The organism is Vreelandella xerophytica, from assembly GCF_968048975.1.
In genome coordinates this window covers 1,472,870-1,492,677 of record NZ_OZ309106.1, presented here as the reverse complement: position 1 = coordinate 1,492,677, position 19,808 = coordinate 1,472,870, and the positions used below count along the sequence as shown (strand labels likewise).

At 58.2% G+C, this 19,808-nt stretch carries 17 protein-coding genes; 5 read left to right on the top strand and 12 right to left on the bottom strand.

What is annotated here, in order from left to right; all coding sequences use genetic code 11:
* Positions 1 to 52: 52 nt before the first annotated feature.
* The 6 genes from truA to leuC all read right to left on the bottom strand — a co-directional run bounded on the left by truA (position 53) and on the right by leuC (position 7,691).
* A complete protein-coding gene (truA, locus tag ACWF8S_RS07090; protein WP_447556149.1) occupies positions 53 to 994 on the bottom strand; it encodes a tRNA pseudouridine(38-40) synthase TruA in 942 nt (313 codons plus the stop codon).
* A gap of 24 nt (positions 995 to 1,018) precedes the next feature.
* Entirely contained in the window at positions 1,019 to 2,998 is a 1,980-nt protein-coding gene (locus tag ACWF8S_RS07085) for a type IV pilus assembly protein FimV (protein WP_447556148.1), read from the bottom strand.
* Positions 2,999 to 3,230: 232 nt separating this feature from the next.
* Positions 3,231 to 4,343 (bottom strand): aspartate-semialdehyde dehydrogenase, encoded by a 1,113-nt coding sequence (gene asd, locus ACWF8S_RS07080; protein ID WP_447556147.1) that lies wholly within the window; start codon positions 4,341 to 4,343, stop codon positions 3,231 to 3,233.
* A gap of 113 nt (positions 4,344 to 4,456) precedes the next feature.
* Positions 4,457 to 5,539 (bottom strand): 3-isopropylmalate dehydrogenase, encoded by a 1,083-nt coding sequence (leuB, locus tag ACWF8S_RS07075; protein ID WP_447556146.1) that lies wholly within the window; start codon positions 5,537 to 5,539, stop codon positions 4,457 to 4,459.
* A 31-nt stretch (positions 5,540 to 5,570) separates the two neighbouring features.
* Positions 5,571 to 6,218 (bottom strand): 3-isopropylmalate dehydratase small subunit, encoded by a 648-nt coding sequence (gene leuD / locus ACWF8S_RS07070; protein WP_447556145.1) that lies wholly within the window; start codon positions 6,216 to 6,218, stop codon positions 5,571 to 5,573.
* 3 nt (positions 6,219 to 6,221) lie between these two features.
* A complete protein-coding gene (leuC, locus tag ACWF8S_RS07065; protein ID WP_447556144.1) occupies positions 6,222 to 7,691 on the bottom strand; it encodes a 3-isopropylmalate dehydratase large subunit in 1,470 nt (489 codons plus the stop codon).
* 188 nt (positions 7,692 to 7,879) lie between these two features.
* Here leuC and ACWF8S_RS07060 point away from each other — a divergent pair, with 188 nt between their 5' ends.
* The 5 genes from ACWF8S_RS07060 (at position 7,880) to ACWF8S_RS07040 (ending at position 14,953) form a co-directional block, all read left to right on the top strand.
* On the top strand, positions 7,880 to 8,752 hold the full coding sequence (locus ACWF8S_RS07060; RefSeq protein ID WP_447556143.1) for a LysR family transcriptional regulator: 873 nt from the start codon (positions 7,880 to 7,882) through the stop codon (positions 8,750 to 8,752).
* Between the two features lie 199 nt (positions 8,753 to 8,951).
* Positions 8,952 to 11,375, top strand: a complete 2,424-nt coding sequence (gene pgaA / locus ACWF8S_RS07055) for a poly-beta-1,6 N-acetyl-D-glucosamine export porin PgaA (RefSeq protein ID WP_447556142.1) — start codon at positions 8,952 to 8,954, stop codon at positions 11,373 to 11,375.
* Positions 11,375 to 13,327: a poly-beta-1,6-N-acetyl-D-glucosamine N-deacetylase PgaB gene (gene pgaB, locus ACWF8S_RS07050; RefSeq protein ID WP_447556141.1), complete on the top strand. Its 1,953-nt coding sequence runs from the start codon at positions 11,375 to 11,377 to the stop codon at positions 13,325 to 13,327. Before pgaA ends, pgaB begins: the two co-directional genes overlap by 1 nt.
* Positions 13,324 to 14,574, top strand: a complete 1,251-nt coding sequence (pgaC, locus tag ACWF8S_RS07045) for a poly-beta-1,6-N-acetyl-D-glucosamine synthase (RefSeq protein WP_447556140.1) — start codon at positions 13,324 to 13,326, stop codon at positions 14,572 to 14,574. Before pgaB ends, pgaC begins: the two co-directional genes overlap by 4 nt.
* Positions 14,564 to 14,953: a hypothetical protein gene (locus ACWF8S_RS07040; RefSeq protein ID WP_447556139.1), complete on the top strand. Its 390-nt coding sequence runs from the start codon at positions 14,564 to 14,566 to the stop codon at positions 14,951 to 14,953. The genes pgaC and ACWF8S_RS07040 overlap by 11 nt, the downstream gene beginning before the upstream one ends.
* Here the strand turns inward: ACWF8S_RS07040 and ACWF8S_RS07035 are convergent.
* The 6 genes from ACWF8S_RS07035 to ACWF8S_RS07010 all read right to left on the bottom strand — a co-directional run bounded on the left by ACWF8S_RS07035 (position 14,950) and on the right by ACWF8S_RS07010 (position 19,739).
* Complete coding sequence (locus ACWF8S_RS07035) at positions 14,950 to 15,525, bottom strand: nucleotidyltransferase family protein (protein WP_447556138.1); 576 nt, start codon at positions 15,523 to 15,525, stop codon at positions 14,950 to 14,952. The genes ACWF8S_RS07040 and ACWF8S_RS07035 overlap by 4 nt on opposite strands.
* A gap of 144 nt (positions 15,526 to 15,669) precedes the next feature.
* Positions 15,670 to 16,128, bottom strand: coding sequence for a hypothetical protein (locus ACWF8S_RS07030; RefSeq protein WP_447556137.1), 459 nt, complete (start codon positions 16,126 to 16,128; stop codon positions 15,670 to 15,672).
* Positions 16,129 to 16,222: 94 nt separating this feature from the next.
* The gene (locus tag ACWF8S_RS07025; RefSeq protein ID WP_447556136.1) at positions 16,223 to 16,651 is read right to left on the bottom strand and encodes a GFA family protein; all 429 of its coding nucleotides are present in this window, start codon (positions 16,649 to 16,651) and stop codon (positions 16,223 to 16,225) included.
* Positions 16,652 to 16,677: 26 nt separating this feature from the next.
* Positions 16,678 to 17,486, bottom strand: a protein-coding gene (locus tag ACWF8S_RS07020) for an IS5 family transposase (RefSeq protein ID WP_447556135.1) whose coding sequence is annotated in 2 segments (ribosomal slippage) — positions 16,678 to 17,147 and positions 17,147 to 17,486 — 810 coding nt in all. Because the reading frame shifts where the segments join, the coding sequence is not laid out codon by codon here.
* Positions 17,487 to 17,675: 189 nt separating this feature from the next.
* Complete coding sequence (locus ACWF8S_RS07015) at positions 17,676 to 18,689, bottom strand: LacI family DNA-binding transcriptional regulator (RefSeq protein ID WP_447556134.1); 1,014 nt, start codon at positions 18,687 to 18,689, stop codon at positions 17,676 to 17,678.
* Positions 18,690 to 18,806: 117 nt separating this feature from the next.
* Entirely contained in the window at positions 18,807 to 19,739 is a 933-nt protein-coding gene (locus tag ACWF8S_RS07010) for a 3-keto-5-aminohexanoate cleavage protein (RefSeq protein WP_447556133.1), read from the bottom strand.
* Positions 19,740 to 19,808 lie beyond the last annotated feature (69 nt).

Below are 19,808 nucleotides of genomic sequence, written 5' to 3'. Positions count from 1 at the left end.
CACCTCGGCTGCAAACGGTTTCGACGGCGCTAACGGTTGGACCGCGCGGAATTTAATTCGTTGAGAGGTCGCTGACCGGCGCCTTTGGACTGTTGGCGAAGCTCAGCTTTCGACGGGCGGCGATACGGGGGTTGTCCGGCAGCGCTCGATCACCGGTCCATTCGCCGGTAAAGGCCAGCAGGTTCGGCCCCAACGGCTCCTGGGGCAGATTAAAACGCTCGTCATAGATGGAGTCGACGAAATGAAGCCCACAGGCCGGAGCCGTCACATCGCCATCTCGGCGACTTTTCTTGTCGAGAAGCGCCTGAATATAGCCTTCCTCCCGAGCGCCACGACCCACACTTGCCAAGGCACCGGCAATATTGCGAATCATGTGGTGCAAGAAGGCATTGCCCTGAATATCGATCACCACCAGCGGACCATAACGGTTCACTTCACAAAAATGCATTTGTCGCCAGGGCGTTCTGGACTGGCACCCCGCCGCACGAAAGCTCGAGAAATCGTGCTCGCCCACCAGCGCCTGAGCGTCGCGGTGCATGGCGGAGGCGTCCAGCGGGTCGCGACACCAGGTGACGTTGTGACGCTCCAGTACCGGGCGGCTCAACTGGTTCAGGAACACATAACGGTAACGCCGCGCGAGCGCACCCAGCCGGGAATGGAAGTCACTGGATACCGGCTTGATCCAGCGAATGGCGACATCTCGGGGCAGGTTGCTGTTGGCGCCGAAAATCCAGGCTTTTTCGCTGCGCTCGGCGGGCGGGTCGAAGTGAACGACCTGACGGGTGGCGTGCACACCGGAGTCGGTGCGCCCGCTTGCGTGAATCTGCACCGGCGCGCCGGCCACCTTGGCCAGCGCATCCTCGACAGCGCCCTGGACGGAGGCAGCATGCTTCAAGCGCTGAAAGCCGCAAAAGCGTGTGCCGTCGTACTCGACACCCATCGCAAGCCGCCCACTCAGCGGCGTGGTTTCATCAAAGTGGTAATAAAGCGTCATTAGCCACGTCGTGTTGGAAAAGGGTTAGCCATTATCCCGACGTCGCGGCTTAAATGCTACCTCCTCGATTTCCCACTCAGGTTCAAAAGGGGTCTGTTCATCCATCGAGGCAGCCTTCGATGAGGACGAATGCGCCGCCGGATCAGCCGGCGTTGAGAAATGCTCCGGCTGATAGTCGATCGTATGGCTCGAGGCGGGGCGTGAAGGTTTCGCCGACAGGGGGGGCTCCTGCTCATCCAGAAACAGGGGGGATACGGGCTCCCTCGCAGCCTGGCCGGGCTCGGCAACGTCATCAGCTTCCTCCCCCCACCAGGAAGCCTTGCTGGAAACGGGCTCACGCTCGACCAGGCTCGGGTCTTCGAGGGCCCGCTCATCAGACACCCCCTCCTCCTTCAGCGTCGGCTCGTGGGCCTGAACCCGGGCCGCTAACGAAAACGCCTGCGTCTCATCCTGCGCGGGCGTTTCGTTCACGGCGCTGACCTCCACCGATGTGTCCAGGGCGCTGGTTTCATCGGGCTTACTGTCCTGCGCAGGGGTTTGCTCGGGTTCGGGTTCGGGTTCGGGTTCGGGCTTGCGGCTGGCCACCATCGGGGCGCTTTGTACAGCCCGGCTCAAGGGCGGCTGTGACGTGCTCGCCAGTGGAGCCGGCTCCCACCGACGCTCACGCCGCCGGCGGGTAATCATCATGGCGGCCAACAGCAGCGCAAGCCCCAACCCGGCAAGCCATGCCCAGTACTCGCGCACGATATCTGCAAGGCTTGACGACCCGTCACTGGTTTGCGCGGCGATGGGTAGAGCGTCGTTTTGCGACAGGGCAAACGTCTGTACATCGCCAAGTGCCTGACGCAGCTCGGCCACCTCCCGTCTTAACGCGTCGATCTCCTCGGCTTGACGCGCCTGCTCCTCCAGCATCAGCTGGAACTCGCTTTCATTGGGCGCGGCGAGTGCGGTGGGCATAGGCGACCACTGCGTCACTATCTGGGCCAGCGTATCAGCGGGGATGACCTCGTTATCAGAATCAAGCTCACGCATCCCGTTGGCATCACTGACCGCAAGGGCGGCATCGAGGCTCGCCGGGTCAAGCACCGCCTCTGACGGGAGCACATTCAGAACAGAGCCTTCCACTTCAGCCGCTTGCGGGTTCGACTCACCGCGCGCAGCCTGGTTTTGCGCTACCTCCTGACGCTGCGCTAGGTCCTGACGCTGCGCAGTCGAACGCTCATTCGGCGAAGGCAGATCGGATGTCTGAGCGCTGCGCGCCCTGACGGTTTGAGCGGCCTGCCCGGGGCTCAGGTTCAGAGCCTCCTGGCGGGAGGGCAGTCGAAGGCGCTGACCAACGTTCAAACGGTCGATACTGCGGCCGGCAAAGGCCTCCGGGTTCGCCTCCACCAGTGCGGCAATCATCTGCTGAACATCGACGCCGGGAGGCCGGGTGCGCAGTGCAATATCCCAGAGCGTATCGCCGGGTCGTACAGTGGTGTTCGTCGTTTCTGAAGAAGCGCCTGGCAACGCCGACAAGACAGCCTCGGGCGGGGGTGGCGCAATTGCGCCCACGCGGGGAACGCTGGACTGAGCGGCCATGGCGGGCATAGCGCTCGGCTCACTGGGCAGGTAATCCACCGGGTCGAACAACAGGGTTACTGACTGAGTCTGGCGCCCGGTAGGCGTGGTCAGGGTAACGAGCACATCAAGCCAGGGCGTATTGACCGCTTGCTGACTGCTTAGCCGTAGATAGGTGCGACCGTTCTGGCGAACCGGGCTCACCTGTACATCGGCCAGAAGCGGTGACCACTCAAGCCCCAAGGCGTTGAAGGCGGAAGGCTCGGCGATGGTCGCACCGATGTCCTCCACCCGGTAGCCGTCGGTATCCAGTAGCGTGACCGTCGCGTCAAGCGGAGCCTGAAGTGGTGAGAACACCGTTGGCTGGCCAAGCCCCAGAGCGAGCGCGGCCGGACTGAACATGGTCAATGCGAGCCAGGCATTTCTGGCAACCGTTTTATTCATCAAGGCCCCTTGCCTTTCATTCCCCATGAGCCTTGTCGCCGGCTCTACTTGTCATGCCTTTTTACCACAATACCCTTAATGCAATCTATTGAGACAGGTCGTTGAGACTGGCTATTGAGACTACTCACTGGGCTGGTCATTCAAATCAGTCTAACGCTTCTTCATCGGGGCAAATAAAAAGGGAAGCCCGCAGGGCTCCCCTTTTTCAACCGCTAACGCGACAATGCGTTGATCAGTGCTCGCGCAGGATCTTGAGCATACGCTTGAGCGGCTCCGCTGCACCCCAGAGAAGCTGATCGCCCACGCTGAAGGCCGAAAGATACTCGCCGCCCATGTTGAGCTTTCTGAGCCGCCCTACCGGCACATCCAGCGTGCCGGTGACCGCCGTCGGGGTCAGCCCGGCAATGGTGGCCTCCTTGTCGTTGGGAATCAGCTTGACCCACTCGTTGTGCTGGGCGATGCGATCCTCGATCTCGTCAAGCGGCACGTCCTGCTTGAGCTTGATGGTGAACGCCTGGCTGTGCGAGCGCATCGCACCGATACGCACGCAAAGACCATCGATGGGGATCGGGTTATCGCCCAGTCCCAGAATCTTGTTGGTCTCGACGAAGCCCTTCCACTCTTCGCGGCTCTGGCCGCTATCGAGCTTGCTGTCGATCCAGGGGATGAGGCTTCCGGCCAGGGGGGCGGCGAAATTATCAATCGGGAAGTCGCCGCCGCGCATCTTGGCCGTTACCTGCCGATCGATCTCCAGAATGGCGCTGGCCGGGTCGGAAAGATCCGTGGCTACGCTGTCGCGAAGATCGCCCATCTGGTTCAAGAGCTCGCGCATGTGCTTGGCACCGGACCCCGAGGCCGCCTGGTAGGTCATCGAGGTCATCCACTCGATCATGTTGGCCTCGAACAGACCGCCCAGACCCATGAGCATCAGGCTCACGGTGCAGTTGCCGCCGCAGAAGGTTTTCGTGCCCTTGGCGAGCTGCTCGTCGATCACGCGGCGGTTGACCGGGTCGAGGACGATGGTGGTCTCGTCTTCCATGCGCAGGGTGCTGGCCGCGTCGATCCAGTAGCCATTCCAGCCACTCTTGCGCAGCTCCTTGTAGACCTTCTTGGTGTAATCACCGCCCTGACAGGTAATGATCACATCCAGCGCCTTGAGCGCCTCCTGGTCGAAAGCATCCTTGAGCGCCGGTACGTCCACGCCGATATCGGGTCCTGGCTGGCCGACCTGGGAAGTGGTGAAGAACACGGACTCGATACCGTTGAAATCACCATCTTCCTGCATACGGTTCATGAGCACTGACCCGACCATGCCCCGCCATCCTACAAATCCGACCTTCAACATGTAACGTCCTCCAATAGAGTAGAACCTTCAAAACATTCACTATAACAAAAGACATCGGCCGCTGCGTACAGCGGCCAATCAGCCTTTTTATCGCGAGTCATGGCGCGGGCATATCAGCCGCGCCGAGCAAAGGCTTCGAGCACGGCATCGCCCATTTCAACGGTCGAGGCTTGTGTTTCCCCCCTCTGGGCGATGTCCGCGGTACGCAGGCCCTGATCGAGCACGTCGCCCACGGCGGCTTCGATGCGCGCGGCAAGGCGGGGCTCGTTGAGCGAGTACCGCAGCATCATGGCCACCGACAGCATCATCGCCAAGGGGTTGGCGATGTTTTGTCCGGCGATGTCCGGGGCGCTGCCGTGGCAGGGCTCGTACATGCCCTGACCGGATTCGTTGAGCGACGCCGAGGGCAACATGCCGATGGAGCCGGTCAACATGGCCGCGGCATCGGAAAGGATGTCGCCGAACATGTTGCCGGTCACGACCACGTCGAACTGCTTGGGCGCACGCACCAGCTGCATGGCCGCGTTATCCACGTACATGTGCGAGAGCTCGACATCCGGATACTCCGGCGCCAGCCGCTCCATCACCTCGCGCCACAGGATGGTGACTTCCAGCACGTTGGCTTTATCTACCGAACAGAGTTTCTTGCCCCGTTTTTGGGCCATCTCGAACGCCACGCGGCCGATACGCTCGATCTCGCTTTCCGAGTAGACGTAGGTATTGAAGCCCACGCGTTCGCCGTCGCGCTCTTCGATACCCCGCGGCTCGCCAAAATAAATGCCGCCGGTGAGCTCGCGCACGATCATGATATCGAGCCCGGCGACCAGTTCAGGCTTCAAGCTCGAGGCGCTGGCCAGCTGCGGGTACAAAAGCGCCGGGCGCAGGTTGCCGAAAAGCCCCAGATGCTTGCGCAATCCCAAAAGCCCCTTTTCCGGACGCTTTGAGAGATCCTCGATCTTGTCCCACTTCGGCCCGCCGACCGCGCCGAGCAAAATGGCGCTGGCGGCCTTGGCTTTCTCGAGCGTTTCGGCCGGCAGCGGCTCGCCGTGAACGTCATAAGCCGAGCCACCGACCAGCGCCTCTTCGACGTCGATATCGAGCCCCGCCTCCTGACAGGCTTTTAGCAGGCGTGCCGCCTGGGCGGCAATTTCCGGGCCGATACCGTCGCCGGGCAGCAGTAGAACTTTCTGGGTCATGCGGTTTCCTCAACAAACGAAGCGGTAAATCTCAAGCGGACTGGCGGAAAAGCCAGGGGCGAGCGGCCTTGTGCTTTTGCTCGAAGGCGCGAATGGCGTCCTCGTCTTTCAGGGTGATGCCGATATCGTCCAGGCCTTCGAGCAGGCAGTGCTTGCGAAACGCATCGACCTCGAAGGCGAAGCTGTCGCCGCTAGGGGTGGTCACGCGCTGGCCTTCCAGGTCGATATCCAGGCGGTAGCCCTCAATCGCGTCGACCTCCTGGAATAACTGCTCTACCTGCTCTTCCGGCAACGTGATCAGCAAGATGCCGTTCTTGAAGGCGTTGTTGTAGAAGATATCGGCAAAGCTAGGCGCAATCACCACCCGAAAACCGAAGTCCTCGAGCGCCCAGGGGGCGTGCTCCCGGGAGCTGCCGCAGCCGAAGTTACGCCGCGCCAGCAGCACCTGGGCGCCCTGGTAGCGGGGCTGGTTCAAAACGAACCCTTCGTTGAGCGGGCGCTCGGAGCAGTCCTGGCCCGGCTGGCCTTCATCCAGGTAGCGAAGCTCATCGAACAGGTTCACGCCAAAGCCGGTACGCTTGATGGATTTCAAGAACTGCTTCGGGATGATCAGGTCGGTATCGACGTTGGCGCGATCCAGCGGCGCTACCAGGCCTTCGAGACGTTCGAACTTTTTCATGGATCAGGCCTCCTGGGCGTGGCTTTCATCGTTGGCGGGCAATGTACGGACATCCACAAAATGTCCGGCAATCGCGGCGGCGGCGGCCATGGCCGGGCTTACCAGGTGGGTGCGCCCGCCGTAGCCCTGGCGGCCTTCGAAGTTACGGTTGGAGGTCGAGGCGCAGTGCTCGCCGGCGCCGAGCTTGTCGGCGTTCATCGCCAGACACATCGAGCAGCCCGGCTCGCGCCACTCGAAACCCGCCTCGGTAAATATCTTGTCGAGGCCTTCCGCTTCGGCCTGGCGCTTTACAAGCCCCGAGCCCGGCACCACCATGGCCAGCTTGATCGAATCTGCCACCTTCTTGCCCTTGGCGACCTTGGCGGCTTCACGCAGGTCTTCGATGCGTGAGTTGGTGCAGGAGCCGATGAACACCTTGTCGAGTTTGATATCGGTGATCTTCTGGTTCGCCTGCAGGCCCATGTACTCCAGCGCCCGGGTATGGCTGCGCTGTACCGTGTCATCCACGGCGGCCATCGGGTCCGGCACCTGGCCGGTAATACCGGTGACCATCTCGGGGCTGGTGCCCCAGCTCACCTGGGGTTCGATCTCTTCCGCCTGAAGGGTGACGACCTTGTCGAATTCGGCGTCCGCGTCGGAGACCAGCTCGCGCCAGTCGGCCACGGCGGCTTCCCACTGCTCTTGCGTAGGGGCGAAGGGGCGCTTGCCGAGATAGTCGATGGTGGTGTCGTCAACGCCAATGAGCCCGACCCGGGCGCCGGCTTCGATGGCCATATTGCAGACCGTCATGCGCCCTTCCATGGAGAGCGAACCAATGGCACTGCCGGCGAACTCGATGGCGTAGCCGGTGCCGCCGGCGGTACCGATCTCGCCGATGATCGCCAGCACTACGTCCTTGGCGGTCACCCCAAGGCCCAACTCGCCTTCGACGCGCACCTGCATGTTCTTCATTTTTTGCGCCAGCAGACACTGGGTGGCCAGCACGTGCTCGACTTCCGAGGTGCCGATACCGTGGGCAAGGGCTGCGAAAGCGCCGTGGGTGGCGGTGTGGGAGTCGCCGCATACCACGGTCATACCCGGAAGCGTGGCGCCCTGCTCCGGACCCACTACGTGGACGATGCCCTGGCGCGGATCATTGATCTTGAACTCTTCGATGCCGTACTCGCCGCAGTTGTCGTCCAGGGTTTGTACCTGGATCAGCGAGACCGGGTCTTCAATACCGCTATTGCCCGCGGCGCGCTCCTTCTGCGTAGTAGGCACGTTGTGATCGGGTGTGGCCAAATTGGCGTCGAGGCGCCAGGGCTTACGCTTGGCCAGGCGCAGGCCTTCAAACGCCTGAGGCGAGGTCACCTCGTGAAGGAGCTGGCGGTCAATATAGATGAGCGCCGTGCCGTCATCGCGCTGCTTCACCAGGTGTTGATTCCAGAGTTTATCGTAAAGGGTTTGGCCTGACGTCTCGGTGTGACCTGACATTGTGCTCTCCCGGGCGGTGCCCTGCTGGTTCGGTCCGGCGTTTTCGCCTTGCCCGCCTCTTGGGGCGGTTTTAGTGAAGCCAGTGTTGCGCGCCTCGCGCATAAAAGCAATTCATGTTATTTATGGATTGGATTCCATAAGGGAATAGCAGCTTTCAAGTGAACGCTGGCGTATCGAGAGGAGCAGTCATGGATACACAGAACCTGCAGGCGTTTCTGGCCGTTGCCGAGACGCAAAGCTTCTCTCGCGCCGCCGAGCAGCTTTACCTGACCCAACCTGCGGTAAGCAAGCGCATCGCCGCCCTGGAAACCCAGGTAGGCACGCGGCTTTTTGACCGCATCGGGCGGCGCATCGCGTTGACTGAAGCGGGTCACCTGCTCGAGCCTCAGGCGCAGCGCATTCTTCACGCGGTAGAAGACAGCCGCCGCGCGCTCAACAACCTTTCAGGTCAGGTCGGCGGCAGGCTGACTCTGGCGACCAGCCACCATATAGGCCTTCATCGATTACCGCCTATCCTGAAGCGCTACACCCAGCAGCACCCCGATGTTGCGCTGGATCTACATTTTCAGGACTCGGAACTTGCCTACCAGGGGGTACTCAACGGCACTCTGGAAATCGCGGTGGTCACGCTGGCACCAACGCCGCTTGAGCATCTCAAGGCGGTGGAACTCTGGCGTGACCGACTCTGCTTTGCATGCGCGCCGGACCATCCGCTGCGCCACTACCCGCAACCACTGACGCTGGACACGCTTTGCAACTTCACCTGTGTGATGCCGGGGCTCAAGACCTTCACCCGCGCCCTGATTCAGCAGCGCTTCGCCAGCGCCGGACTTTCCTTGAACGTCAGCATGGCGACGAACTATCTGGAGACGCTGAAAATGATGTGCAGTGTCGGGCTTGGCTGGAGCGTGCTACCCGAAAAGATGATGGATGACGAACTCACCGAGCTCGAGGTTGACACACCAAACATCGAGCGTCCGCTAGGTTATCTGGTGCATAACAAACGCACGCTTTCCAACGCGGCAAAAAAAATGATCGAAGCGCTGACAACGAGCAGCTAGCGTGACCGGAGGCGAAAAATTAAGAAATTAATACTTTTTGCATCACTCAAAAGACTGACAAAATACTTCCTACGGGTTGAATTGCTCCTTACATCATTCACGATTTAGCCTATTTTTACCCTATAGATACTCCTGTACACTTAAAGTTACACTTTATTACATTAGTGTCACTCTTTCCTTTCTGTGCAGGAATTACATCATGTATAGCCTTCGCCGTTTCTGGCCCCTTGGCCTGCTCGCAAGTTTAACGGCGGGGGCCGCTTATGGCCAAAGTACCACAGACGCTGCACGCGAAACCTTGGTGCGCGAAGCGCGCGATGGCGGTCTTGCCTCGTCCATCGACGGCCTCCAGCACCTGTATACCCAAACTAATGATGAGTGGGTTCGATCGGATCTGATCGCCCTGCTGGTTCGCGCCGAGCGCTACCAGGAGGCGCTTGACGTCTGTATCGATTGTCAGCCGGGTGACTACCTTTCTCACGATCTGGCAACCCTGGGCGGCGCCGCGCGCAGTGTGCAGGCGCTGGACGAGGCGCTGACGTATTTCCAGACCCTGGTTCGTCGTGACCCACGAAACGCTCAGGGGTATCTTGGCCAGGCGCTGGTGTATACCGACATGCAAAGCTATACGCTTGCCGAGATCGCCCTGGATAACCATGAGCAGGTAGCGGGCACTACCACTCAGGGGCTCGAGGCGCGCGGGTATCTCGCTTCGCGCACACAGAACGCGGTGCAGGAACTTGCCGCACGCCAGGCGCTGGTGGAGCGCGATGACACCAACAGCCGCGAGCTTCAGGCAGTCTACCGGCTGGCAGTAGGCCTTGGCGCAACCAGCGCCGCCCGGGACCTCATGAGGCAGCACCCGGATACGTTTACTTCCAGTGACAGGCTCTGGCTCGCCTATTACGAGGCGGTGACAGACATTCGTCTGGGCATTCATACCGACCAGCCTCAGCGTACCACCAGTGGCCTTGAACAGCTCGATACGGTGCTGCGCGACAGCGATACCCCTCAGGAGCTCGAGACCCTCGCCGAATACGACAAGGTGGTGGCCCTGGCCGAGCTGCGCCGCTTCAGTGAAGCCGAAGCGCTCTCGGCGCGGCTGCAGATTCAGCACGGCACCCTACCCGACTACGTGCTGCGCGCCCGGGCGCTGGCCTTGAACGGGCTGGGCCGACCCGATGACGCCGTAGCCCTTTACCGACAGCTCGTTCAGCGTACCCCAAGCATGGCCATCAACCCGGAGGACCCGCTCAACGAAGGGCTTTTCTACAGTTATACCGATGCCCAGCGCTTCAATGAGGCCGACCGGCTCTTGCAAAGCTGGCTTGCCAAGGAACCCGAGTACCGCTGGGACTTCACCCGTACCCTACAGATCACCAATACCAACCATCAGAAGATATTGATGCTCGATGTTTTGCTGACCGCCTGGCGCGGGCAGATGGGTAAAGCGAGCGAGCGTCTTGCAGGGTATCAGGCTCAGGCCCCGGGCGAGCCTTACCTATGGCTGACCCGGGCAGACGTCGAACGTGCCCGGGGCTGGCCCCGCCAGGCCGAAGCGTCTTACCAGTACGCCGAGACCCTGCTTCCTCCGGATCAGCGTTACCAGGCTGAACACGGCAAGCTGTTAGTGCGTCTACAGCGCGGTCAGTGGGAAGGCACCACTACCGATATTGCCCGCGAAATGGCCCAGGCCCGCCCCAGCGCCTCCCGGGACGAGCTGGCACGCGAGTGGCGTGAAGCGCGTGCGCCCCAGCTCAGCGCCACCTTCGCGCGCAGCAGCGGTGAAGGCGTGAGCACCCAGGCTTCGAAGGAGTGGCGCAGCGATGTACGCCTGGACGGGCCGCGCAATGCCAACGGCTCACGCCCGTTTCTGCGCCAGATCAATCAGTACGGCGAGTTCGATGAACAGGATCTGCGCGCCGGGTACACCATCGCGGGGTATGAACTGAATCTTCATCCCGCCACGGTCACTCTGGCGGCTGGCCACGGCGCCCAGTTGGGCGAGGACTTCCTCGCCCAGGCGGAGCTCCGTTATGAGCCGACCGACCATATCCTCGCCACTGTCGGCGCCGAGCACAACACCACGGAAACCCCGCTCAGAGCACTCAACGATGGAGTATCGGCCGACCGCTACCGGGGTGAGCTTGCTTACCGTCGTGATGAGCGCGGTACGGGGGCCCTCGGCCTGTCGGCGGTGGATTTCGACGACAGCAACCTGCGTCGCTCGCTGTATGGGTACTGGAATGAAACCCTCTATCACCTCGACCGCTGGCAGGTGAACGGCGAAATACAGGCCGCCGCCTCGCGCAACGACGAGGTAGCCGCGAGCTACTTCAACCCCGAGCGGGACACGAGTCTTGCCGGGATAGTGTCGGTGAATTACGAAATCCCGCTGGATTACCGCCAATCCTTCATTCAGACACTTTCGCTTGGCTCCGGGCGCTACTGGCAAAAGGAGTTCGATAGCGAAAATACCTGGTCGATCGGTTACGGCCACCGCTTCGAGCTAGCCCCGGCCTTCAGTCTCGAGTACGGCATCACCCGCGAACGCGCGGTCTACGACGGCATTCCCGAGTACGACAACACCTTCACCACTGGCTTTATATGGAGATTTTTATAATGCACTGGCGCACGATCATTATAGCCATGGTGTTACTGCTCTTGAGTCTTCAGACCCACGCTCAAAGAGCACCGGACGACTATGTGGTGATCAGTTATCACGACATAGTGGACAGCCAGGTGACACCGAACATGTCGCTTTATTCGCAGACCATTACGCGTGCCCGCCTGGTGGAGCATTTCAACCTGATCGAGGCCGAGGGCTATCACCCGGTCAGCTTTCAACAGATTCTCGATGCCAAGGAGGGCCGAGGCACGCTCCCTGAGAAAGCGGTGCTGCTGACCTTCGACGACGGCTATCGCAGTTTCTACGACATCGTCTTTCCACTGCTGAAGCTCTATGACTACCCAGCGGTTCAGGCGGTGGTGGGCAGCTGGCTTGACGTGCCTGCGGGCGCTCGCGTGCCCTATGGCAACACGACCCTCCCCCGGGAGCGCTTTCTGAGCTGGGAGCAGGTAAGAGAGCTCGATGAATCGCCGCTCGTCGAGATCGCCTCTCACACCTACAACCTGCACTACGGCGTGCTGGGCAACCCCATGGGAAACGAGCAGGGCGCGGCGGTCACCAGCATCTGGGACCCCCAGACCGGCTACGAGAGCGAAACTGCTTACGTTGAACGCATCCGTGCGGATATGGCGCGCACCCGCCAGCAGTTTGACCAGTACCTGGGGCGCGAGCCGCGCATGATGGTATGGCCTTATGGCGCCCACAGCGAGGCCACACTGGAGATGGCCGCCGAGGTCGGCATGCACTACACCTTCAGCCTTTTAAGCTCGCCCAACCTGCTCAGCAGGTCGCTGACGAACATCAACCGTTACCTGATCGACCAGGAAACCAGCCTGCAGACCTTCCACGAGATTCTCGCCAACCGTGTATGGGAGAACGAGGCGCTTCGCATCGTTCATGTGGACCTGGACTATGTCTATGACCCCGACCCGGTGCAGCAAGAGCAGAATCTCGACAGGCTCATACAGCGTATCTACAACTACGGCGTTACCACGGTCTATCTGCAGGCCTTTGCCGACCCGGAAGGCGATGGGGTGGCCAACGCTCTTTACTTTCCCAATCGCCACCTGCCGGTACGCGCGGATCTTTTCAACCGTGTGGCCTGGCAGCTCAAAAAGCGTGCGGGCGTGAAAGTCTACGCCTGGATGCCGGTGCTCTCGTTCGATCTGGGCGATGGGCACAACTACGTCATCAATGAAAGAACCGGCACCGAGTCGCCGGAGCACTACAGAAGACTCTCGCCTTTCGTCGCCGACAACCGTCGCATCATCAACGAGATCTATCAGGACCTGGGCCGCCTGACCAAGTTCGATGGCTTGCTGTTTCACGATGACGCCTTTCTGACCGACTTTGAAGATGCCGGCGTCGAGGCGTTGAACGCCTACGAAAACGCCGGTCTGCCGCGTGATGTGGCGGCCTTGAATCAAGGCGGTGACTTGACGGCGCGCTGGACCGATTTCAAGGAGCAGTATCTTGCGGATTTCACCCAGGAGCTCCTCGCCTCGGCCAACCATTACCGCCAGGCGGACAACAAGACATTCACCAGCTCGCGCAATATCTATGCGGTCACCATCATGAACCCGGAAAGCCAACAGTGGTTCTCTCAAAGTCTGAGGGGGTTTGCTCAAAGCTACGATTACGTGGCAGTCATGGCAATGCCCTACATGGAAGAGGCCGAGCATCCCAACGCCTGGCTTCGCGAACTGGCAAGGCGCTCACTTTCCGAAGTCAGCGCCGAACAGCTGGTGTTCGAGCTGCAAACCCAGGATTGGCGTACCCAGACACCCATTCCCAGTGAAGAGATCGCCGAGTGGATCCGTATTCTGCGCGAAGAAGGAATTCTCCATATCGGCTACTACCCCGATGACTTTCATAACAACCATCCGAACATCAACGTGATCAGGCCCCACTTTTCCTACGGGCAACGCTTCAGAGCACTTCCATGAACCTACTCGACTATCTAGCCGTCTTCACACTGGGCTACCCAAGCGTCATGGCCACTGTATGGATATGCGGCGGTGTTTACTTCTATCTTCACTGGGAGCGCAAGCAGCCTCGTACCACCACGTTCCAGTGGGAGAGCACGGCCCCCAGCGTCACGGTGCTGTTGCCCTGCTATAACGAAGGCCTGAACGTGAATGAAACCCTTCATCATCTGTTCAAGCAGAACTACCCCAACATGGATGTGGTGGCCATCAACGACGGCAGCAAGGACGATACTCTGGCGCGCCTTCAAGCCATGGCCGCGCACCACCCTAAACTGACGGTGCTTGATCAGAGCAACCAGGGCAAGGCCAGCGCCATGAACCATGGCCTGACCCACGCCAGCGGCGAGATTATCGTAGGCATCGACGGCGACGCCATACTCGATTACGACGCTGTGGGCTTCATGGTGAGCCACTTCCTGAACAGCGCCAAGGTAAGCGGCGTAACGGGTAACCCTCGGGTCAGAACCCGATCCACTGCCATCGGCAAGATTCAGACCGGCGAGTTCTCGGCAATCATTGGCTTGATCAAGCGCGCCCAGCGCATCTACGGCATGGTATTTACCATCTCCGGGGTGATCTGCGCGTTCAGGCGACAGGCGCTGGAAGAGATCGGCGGCTGGAGCACCGACATGATCACCGAAGATATCGATGTGAGCTGGCGCTTACAGCTTGCAGGTGGTCATGTTCGTTACGAGCCGCGCGCCATGTGCTGGGTGCTGATGCCGGAAACCCTGGGCGGGCTTTTCAAGCAGCGGCTTCGCTGGGCCCAAGGCGGAGGTGAAGTCTTTCTACGCTATTTCACCCAGACCATGCGCTGGAAGAACCGTCGTTTCTGGCTACTGATGCTGGAATACATCGTCAGCGTGATCTGGTGCTACTCGGTGCTGCTGCTCACCCTCGCGTGGCTCGTGGCCCAGGCGCTTTCCCCCATGAGCTGGCCCATCACCGCCAACGTGCTCTCCTACTTCAGCAGCATTCTGATCTTTGTCAGTTTCATCCAGTTTTCAGTGAGTTTCTATATCGACAGCCGCTACGACCGGGAAATCCTCAAATGCGTTTACTGGAGTATCTGGTACCCCTTCGCCTACTGGATTCTCAATATGGCCACCGTGATTATCGCTTTTCCCAAGGCGATGCGGCGGCAAAAAGGACGTCTAGCCACTTGGCAAAGCCCCGACCGAGGAGAGCCTTTCAATGAGCAATAAGCTGATGCCCGTCATCATCGACAACCCCTGCCAGAAGTGCTGGCAGTACCGCACCCGCGATACCGTCATGGCGCTGGCTACCCTTGCCCTGTGGCTGATGGTACTGTCACGGCTGCACGCCTTTTACGCCGTCGAGGAAGCCCTGATCGAACAGCTCTACAGCTCCACGATGCTCAAGGTACTGCTGGTGGGCTTTGTGGCCACCTTTCTGACCTTCCACCTGTGGGCCGTGTACAACCGTTATCTGTATACCAGCGTACTCAAGCACCAGCTACCCTATGCGCTTCCCGCCCTTGAACAGCACACTTCCCTGGACGCCCAGCAGTATGTAGACGCCCAGCGCCACGTAGTGAAAAGCGAGCACAGTGTCGTTCGTTAGGAGAGGGATTCGCCTGGTGGCGCGGGCGCTGGTTTCACCACCAGGCAAGGCCATCTTTCCCGCCACCTTTTGCTGGCGATACGCGCGGCGAAGGCCCGGGGCTTCGGCCGTTTAGGGTTGAGGGTAATCGTCAGATCGAAAAGCGCCGCTACCCCGAACGGCGCTTTCAGGACGAGCTTGCCGTGCCTGTCGAGCGCCACCCCCACCGCGGTTTCCACCTCGACCCAGTAGCTCATGGCGTCTTCCACGCTGCAATAAGCGGCGTCGAGGTTGCGCGTATGCATACGTGCCTGGTTTTTTACCGACCAGGGCAAGTCCAACAGACGCCGCAGCCGTGCCTCGACCGCCTGGTCGCGTTCGGGACGGGTATCGCTTGGGTCAAAATGGATCAGGTCGATATCATTGAGCGGCGTGGCACTTTCGAAGCCGTGAACCCGGTCCCAAGCCAGATTACGCACAAAGCCCGCGGCCAGGCACCAGTCGGATAACCCTATCGCGGCCGCCGCGTGCAGCGCCTGCATGCGTTGGGAGTCTTGACTCAGCCAGTAGGCAAGCCGCGCTTCGGGGCTCATGCCTTCATGACATGGCTTTGCAAGAAGGTCTTGGCCCTTTTCTTTGGAGTGATCTGAAAGAGAGTAACGTTCATTGCTCAAAAGAAACGCCCCTTTTCGCCCCCGAGAACCATCCTGGCCTCGGGTGAAGTCAACCGCGCCGCGCTAGCAAGAACGTCTTTTGGGAAGGCGTCTTTTTTGATAGATACCCGAGGTGATAAACGCGAGCGCAATGCCGACCAGAATGCTCACCCCTTTAGCCGAAGCGCCCGCCAGCGGTTGCTCGAGCCAAACTGCGTAGGCCAGGAAGCTCGACATCGACACGAGAATCAGGCTGCCCGAGACCATCAGCACCTGCCAAGGCACCAGCCTGACGCTGGAAACGGGGCGGTCGATCAGTACCAGATTGACGCCAGCGGAAGCAGCCACCCCGCCCAGCCCGCTTAGCAGCGAGAAGAAGATAGCGAGATTCATTATTCCTTCGCCGCGGGAGCCCGCATTCGCTACCTGTACAAAAAGCGAATAACCGATATATAACCCCAGCGCGAGTGTTACAAGCCCGATGGCCAGCACGACAATTCCGACCCCTCGCCAAAGCGCGTATGAACCACTGGAAAATCTCATGCCCCTTCTCCTCTGTGCTGGCGCGGCCGTGAGCGCTTCACGATGGATGCAACGCCCTGTCCTGCTCCAGCTCCAGCGCTGGCTTATTCATATTCTAGTCCTGTTGGCCGGAATGCATTGCAAAGAGCTCCTCGCCGGTCAGGTTGTGCGTGTTCTGAGAGAACGCGTAAAAGGCGGGCTTTTGTTCGATGAAGACCTGCTCTGTAAACGCCCATTCGCTGTCGCCCTCGAAAAGCCCCACCGGAATCCCGTAGAAATCGCCTTGCTTCAAACGGAAAAAAAGATGCGAGCCACACTTTCGGCAAAAACCGCGCTCTGCCCATTCCGATGAATCGAACGTGGCGATATGCTCGGTACCTTCGAACGTTACATCCGCGCCGCACTCTGCCACCAGCAGCGGGCCGCCGCCCCACTTTCGACAGGTATCACAATGACACGCTCCCACCTTTTCATCTTTAACCTGGGCTACCAGGCTAACGCTGCCACACAGGCAGGCACCGCGATGTTCAGATACTGATGTCATAAAAACCCCAGAGGTTCAGGTACGTATTAGGTTCTGTCTGAAAAGTCGGCTCTCATGCATCGCTCGATGCAGGCCAGCGTCACCATGGCTTTAAAGCTACTGGCCAGCTTATCGTAACGGGTATTGAGCCGACGTTTTTCCTTTAGCCAGCCAAACTGATGAGGAAGACCCGGTTTCGGGCGTCGATGCATACGGCGCTGCGGGATGATCGGACGCATGCCGTAACGCGTGCAATCACGTCGTAACGCATCACTGTCGTACCCCTTGTCTGCCACGATGTAACGACTCCGTTTACGAGGTCGACCAGAACGCTCCGGCAGTCGGACCTTTTCCAGCAGTTCCGTCAGATAAATCGAATCGGCGCGCTGTCCGGCCGACAGAGAAAAGGCGAGTGGAAAACCATGGCGATCGCACACCATATGTATCTTCGTGGTCAGTCCACCGCGACTACGGCCGAGCGCATGATCGCTGGGTTCTACCGATCCCCCTTTTTGCTGGCACCGCTGGCCGACCGGGTGGCTCTGATGGAGGTTGAATCGACCATCCATGTGTCCAGATCCATGTTGCCATCTTCACGTAAACGAAGGTGAAGATGGGTCAGTATCTGATCAAACGTGCCGTCATCACGCCACTGTAGAAACCGCTGATAGACGGGCTTCCAGGGACTATAACGTTCCGGCAGATCGCGCCACTGTGCCCCCGAACAGAGAATCCAGAAAATACCGTTGAGTATATGGCGATCGCCACTACGTGGGCGTCCCATGGTCTGTGGTGGAGAAACGATGCCCTCAATCATCTGCCAACGTTGGTCAGAAAGCTCGTAACGGCCTGTCATATCGCTTCCTGTTCAATGAACAGGAATAGCGTCACATTTATGACTTTTCAGACAGAACCTAAAATAATGAGTTCAATTGGGCCTTTACTCTCAGACTTTGAATATATAACAAACAAACCATTAGAAAAACCCATTACACGACGCAATATAAAATAGAGGACCACCATTGAATATAAATGACATAACTTATTAACGGCGTGTACTCATTCGAATTCTAGGTGTTACGGGAAGCACTAACTGCTCTGGCAAAGCATCTGGATTACTAATATGATTGATTAAAAGCTCGGTAGCTTTAAGCAGCATTTTTTCAACTGGTTGCTGTAGTGTAGTCAGTGAATGACTGGGCCATGAAGCCATTGTCATATCATCAAATCCAATGACAGAGACATCCTGAGGTATAAGAAGATTCAATTCATTTCTCAATGTTTCCATTAAAGCGATAGCCATCAAATCATTAGCCGCAAAAATTGCATCTGGCCGTTTAACCAGCTCTTCAGAAAAGAATAATCGTCTTGCAGCATCACACGCACCGTCGTACTGGTAATTACCCACCTCAACAGCAAAGCAGGTCAAACCCTCTTCTTTTAATGCAGCATGAAAACCGGCTTCTCTTTGACAGTTAGTGGAAGAGTCAGGTATACCAGCCAAATAAGCAATTCGCTGATGCCCTCGTGTTGCAAGATAGCGGCCTGCCCAGTACCCCCCTCTATAGTTATCGCTACCCACCTGACTAACCCCGGGATAGTCAATAGTCCGATTAATGATAACGACAGGAATATCAAAATTTACAATTTCCTGAGCTTGACGTTGATTAAGTGTAACCGCGAGCATCAATACACCCTCGACCTGACTACGAATAAGGTCGTCGATGACGCCACTAAAATCACCATTACCCTGCGGTGCAAATATAATCAGGAGGTGATAACCCTGTTCTTGCAGCAGACGCGATGCCTTCTCAAGCAACGAAGCATAGAATGGGTTTTGTAAGCTATAGGTTACTACTGCGATGGTGCGACTTGAGCGTGTAATTAGCGAACGTGCAATGGTATTAGGGCGATAACCTAGCTTTTGCGCGGCTTCAATCACTTTTTTTCGCGTTTTTTCTGCCACACTGGCAGATGGCGTAAAACTTCGGCTCACTACTGACTGAGAAACCCCAGCCAGTTGAGCGACATCGCGAGAGGTAACGGTTTTCCGTCGCATTGTGCCTACTTTAATAGCCATACTTATGGCAAATTTTAATTAACGGTTGGCTTTGAAATGACCCCGCTACCAGAGTCATTTCTGTTGACTTTAAATTACTTTGCTTTTCCAACGTTTCTAAAAATCAACCTTATTAGCGCCTTTAAGCTCCAGCATTTCTCGCGCCTCATCTGGAGTTGCAATATCAAAGGACATGGCTTCCAAGATATCGCGTACGCGCTTTACCTGGCTTGCATTATTTTCTGCAAGCTTGCCAGGTTCAAGCCACAATGAGTCTTCAAGACCAACCCGTACATGCCCTCCCATGGAAGCAGATTGGGCTGCAATTTTCATTTGGCTACTGCCTGCCCCCAACACGGACCACTCGTAACCTTTACCAAAGAGTCGATCTGCCGTACGCCGCATATGCAGGACATCTTCAGGGTGAGGCCCAATCCCCCCCAGGATACCAAAGACGCTCTGGATAAACACCCTTCCATCGACTATGCCTCGATCGACCAGGTTACGCAGATTGTATAAATGGCCGATATCATAACACTCGCACTCAAAGCGAGTACCGTTTTCAGCTCCCAGCGTCATGGCTTTCTCGATATCCGAAAACGTATTTTTAAAAACGAGATCGCGGCTATTTTCCAAATGCTCTTGTTCCCAAGCGTGCTCGAAAGAGGAATAACGATTCAACATGGGAAATAGACCGAAATTCATCGATCCCATATTCATGGATGCCAACTCAGGCTTGAACTGCATGGCAGGCCGCATGCGCTCCTCTACGGTCATATGCGGGCTCCCTCCGGTCGTCAAGTTAATTACGGCATTCGTTGACGATTTGATTTGCGGTAAAAATTTTTCGAATACAGCCGGATCCTGGGTAGGCCTGCCATCGTTTGGATCGCGAGCATGCAAATGCAAAATTGCTGCGCCCATTTCGGCTGCAGCAATACTTGCCTCGGTAATCTCTTCAGGCGTCACCGGTAGGTGAGGTGACATTGAAGGTGTATGGATGGCACCGGTAACGGCGCAGGAGATAATAACTTTACGCTTTGTAGCCATGAAGACCTCGAATCAAATAAATGATGTTGAAATTACCAGCAAAGTGGCTAACCACTTAACTACCGAGTA

Coding starts and splice junctions, on each gene's coding strand:
- truA (WP_447556149.1), bottom strand. CDS start 994: ATGACGCTTTATTACCACTTTGATGAAACCACGCCGCTGAGTGGGCGG.
- ACWF8S_RS07085 (WP_447556148.1), bottom strand. CDS start 2,998: ATGAATAAAACGGTTGCCAGAAATGCCTGGCTCGCATTGACCATGTTC.
- asd (WP_447556147.1), bottom strand. CDS start 4,343: ATGTTGAAGGTCGGATTTGTAGGATGGCGGGGCATGGTCGGGTCAGTG.
- leuB (WP_447556146.1), bottom strand. CDS start 5,539: ATGACCCAGAAAGTTCTACTGCTGCCCGGCGACGGTATCGGCCCGGAA.
- leuD (WP_447556145.1), bottom strand. CDS start 6,218: ATGAAAAAGTTCGAACGTCTCGAAGGCCTGGTAGCGCCGCTGGATCGC.
- leuC (WP_447556144.1), bottom strand. CDS start 7,691: ATGTCAGGTCACACCGAGACGTCAGGCCAAACCCTTTACGATAAACTC.
- ACWF8S_RS07060 (WP_447556143.1), top strand. CDS start 7,880: ATGGATACACAGAACCTGCAGGCGTTTCTGGCCGTTGCCGAGACGCAA.
- pgaA (WP_447556142.1), top strand. CDS start 8,952: ATGTATAGCCTTCGCCGTTTCTGGCCCCTTGGCCTGCTCGCAAGTTTA.
- pgaB (WP_447556141.1), top strand. CDS start 11,375: ATGCACTGGCGCACGATCATTATAGCCATGGTGTTACTGCTCTTGAGT.
- pgaC (WP_447556140.1), top strand. CDS start 13,324: ATGAACCTACTCGACTATCTAGCCGTCTTCACACTGGGCTACCCAAGC.
- ACWF8S_RS07040 (WP_447556139.1), top strand. CDS start 14,564: ATGAGCAATAAGCTGATGCCCGTCATCATCGACAACCCCTGCCAGAAG.
- ACWF8S_RS07035 (WP_447556138.1), bottom strand. CDS start 15,525: ATGAGCCCCGAAGCGCGGCTTGCCTACTGGCTGAGTCAAGACTCCCAA.
- ACWF8S_RS07030 (WP_447556137.1), bottom strand. CDS start 16,128: ATGAGATTTTCCAGTGGTTCATACGCGCTTTGGCGAGGGGTCGGAATT.
- ACWF8S_RS07025 (WP_447556136.1), bottom strand. CDS start 16,651: ATGACATCAGTATCTGAACATCGCGGTGCCTGCCTGTGTGGCAGCGTT.
- ACWF8S_RS07015 (WP_447556134.1), bottom strand. CDS start 18,689: ATGCGACGGAAAACCGTTACCTCTCGCGATGTCGCTCAACTGGCTGGG.
- ACWF8S_RS07010 (WP_447556133.1), bottom strand. CDS start 19,739: ATGGCTACAAAGCGTAAAGTTATTATCTCCTGCGCCGTTACCGGTGCC.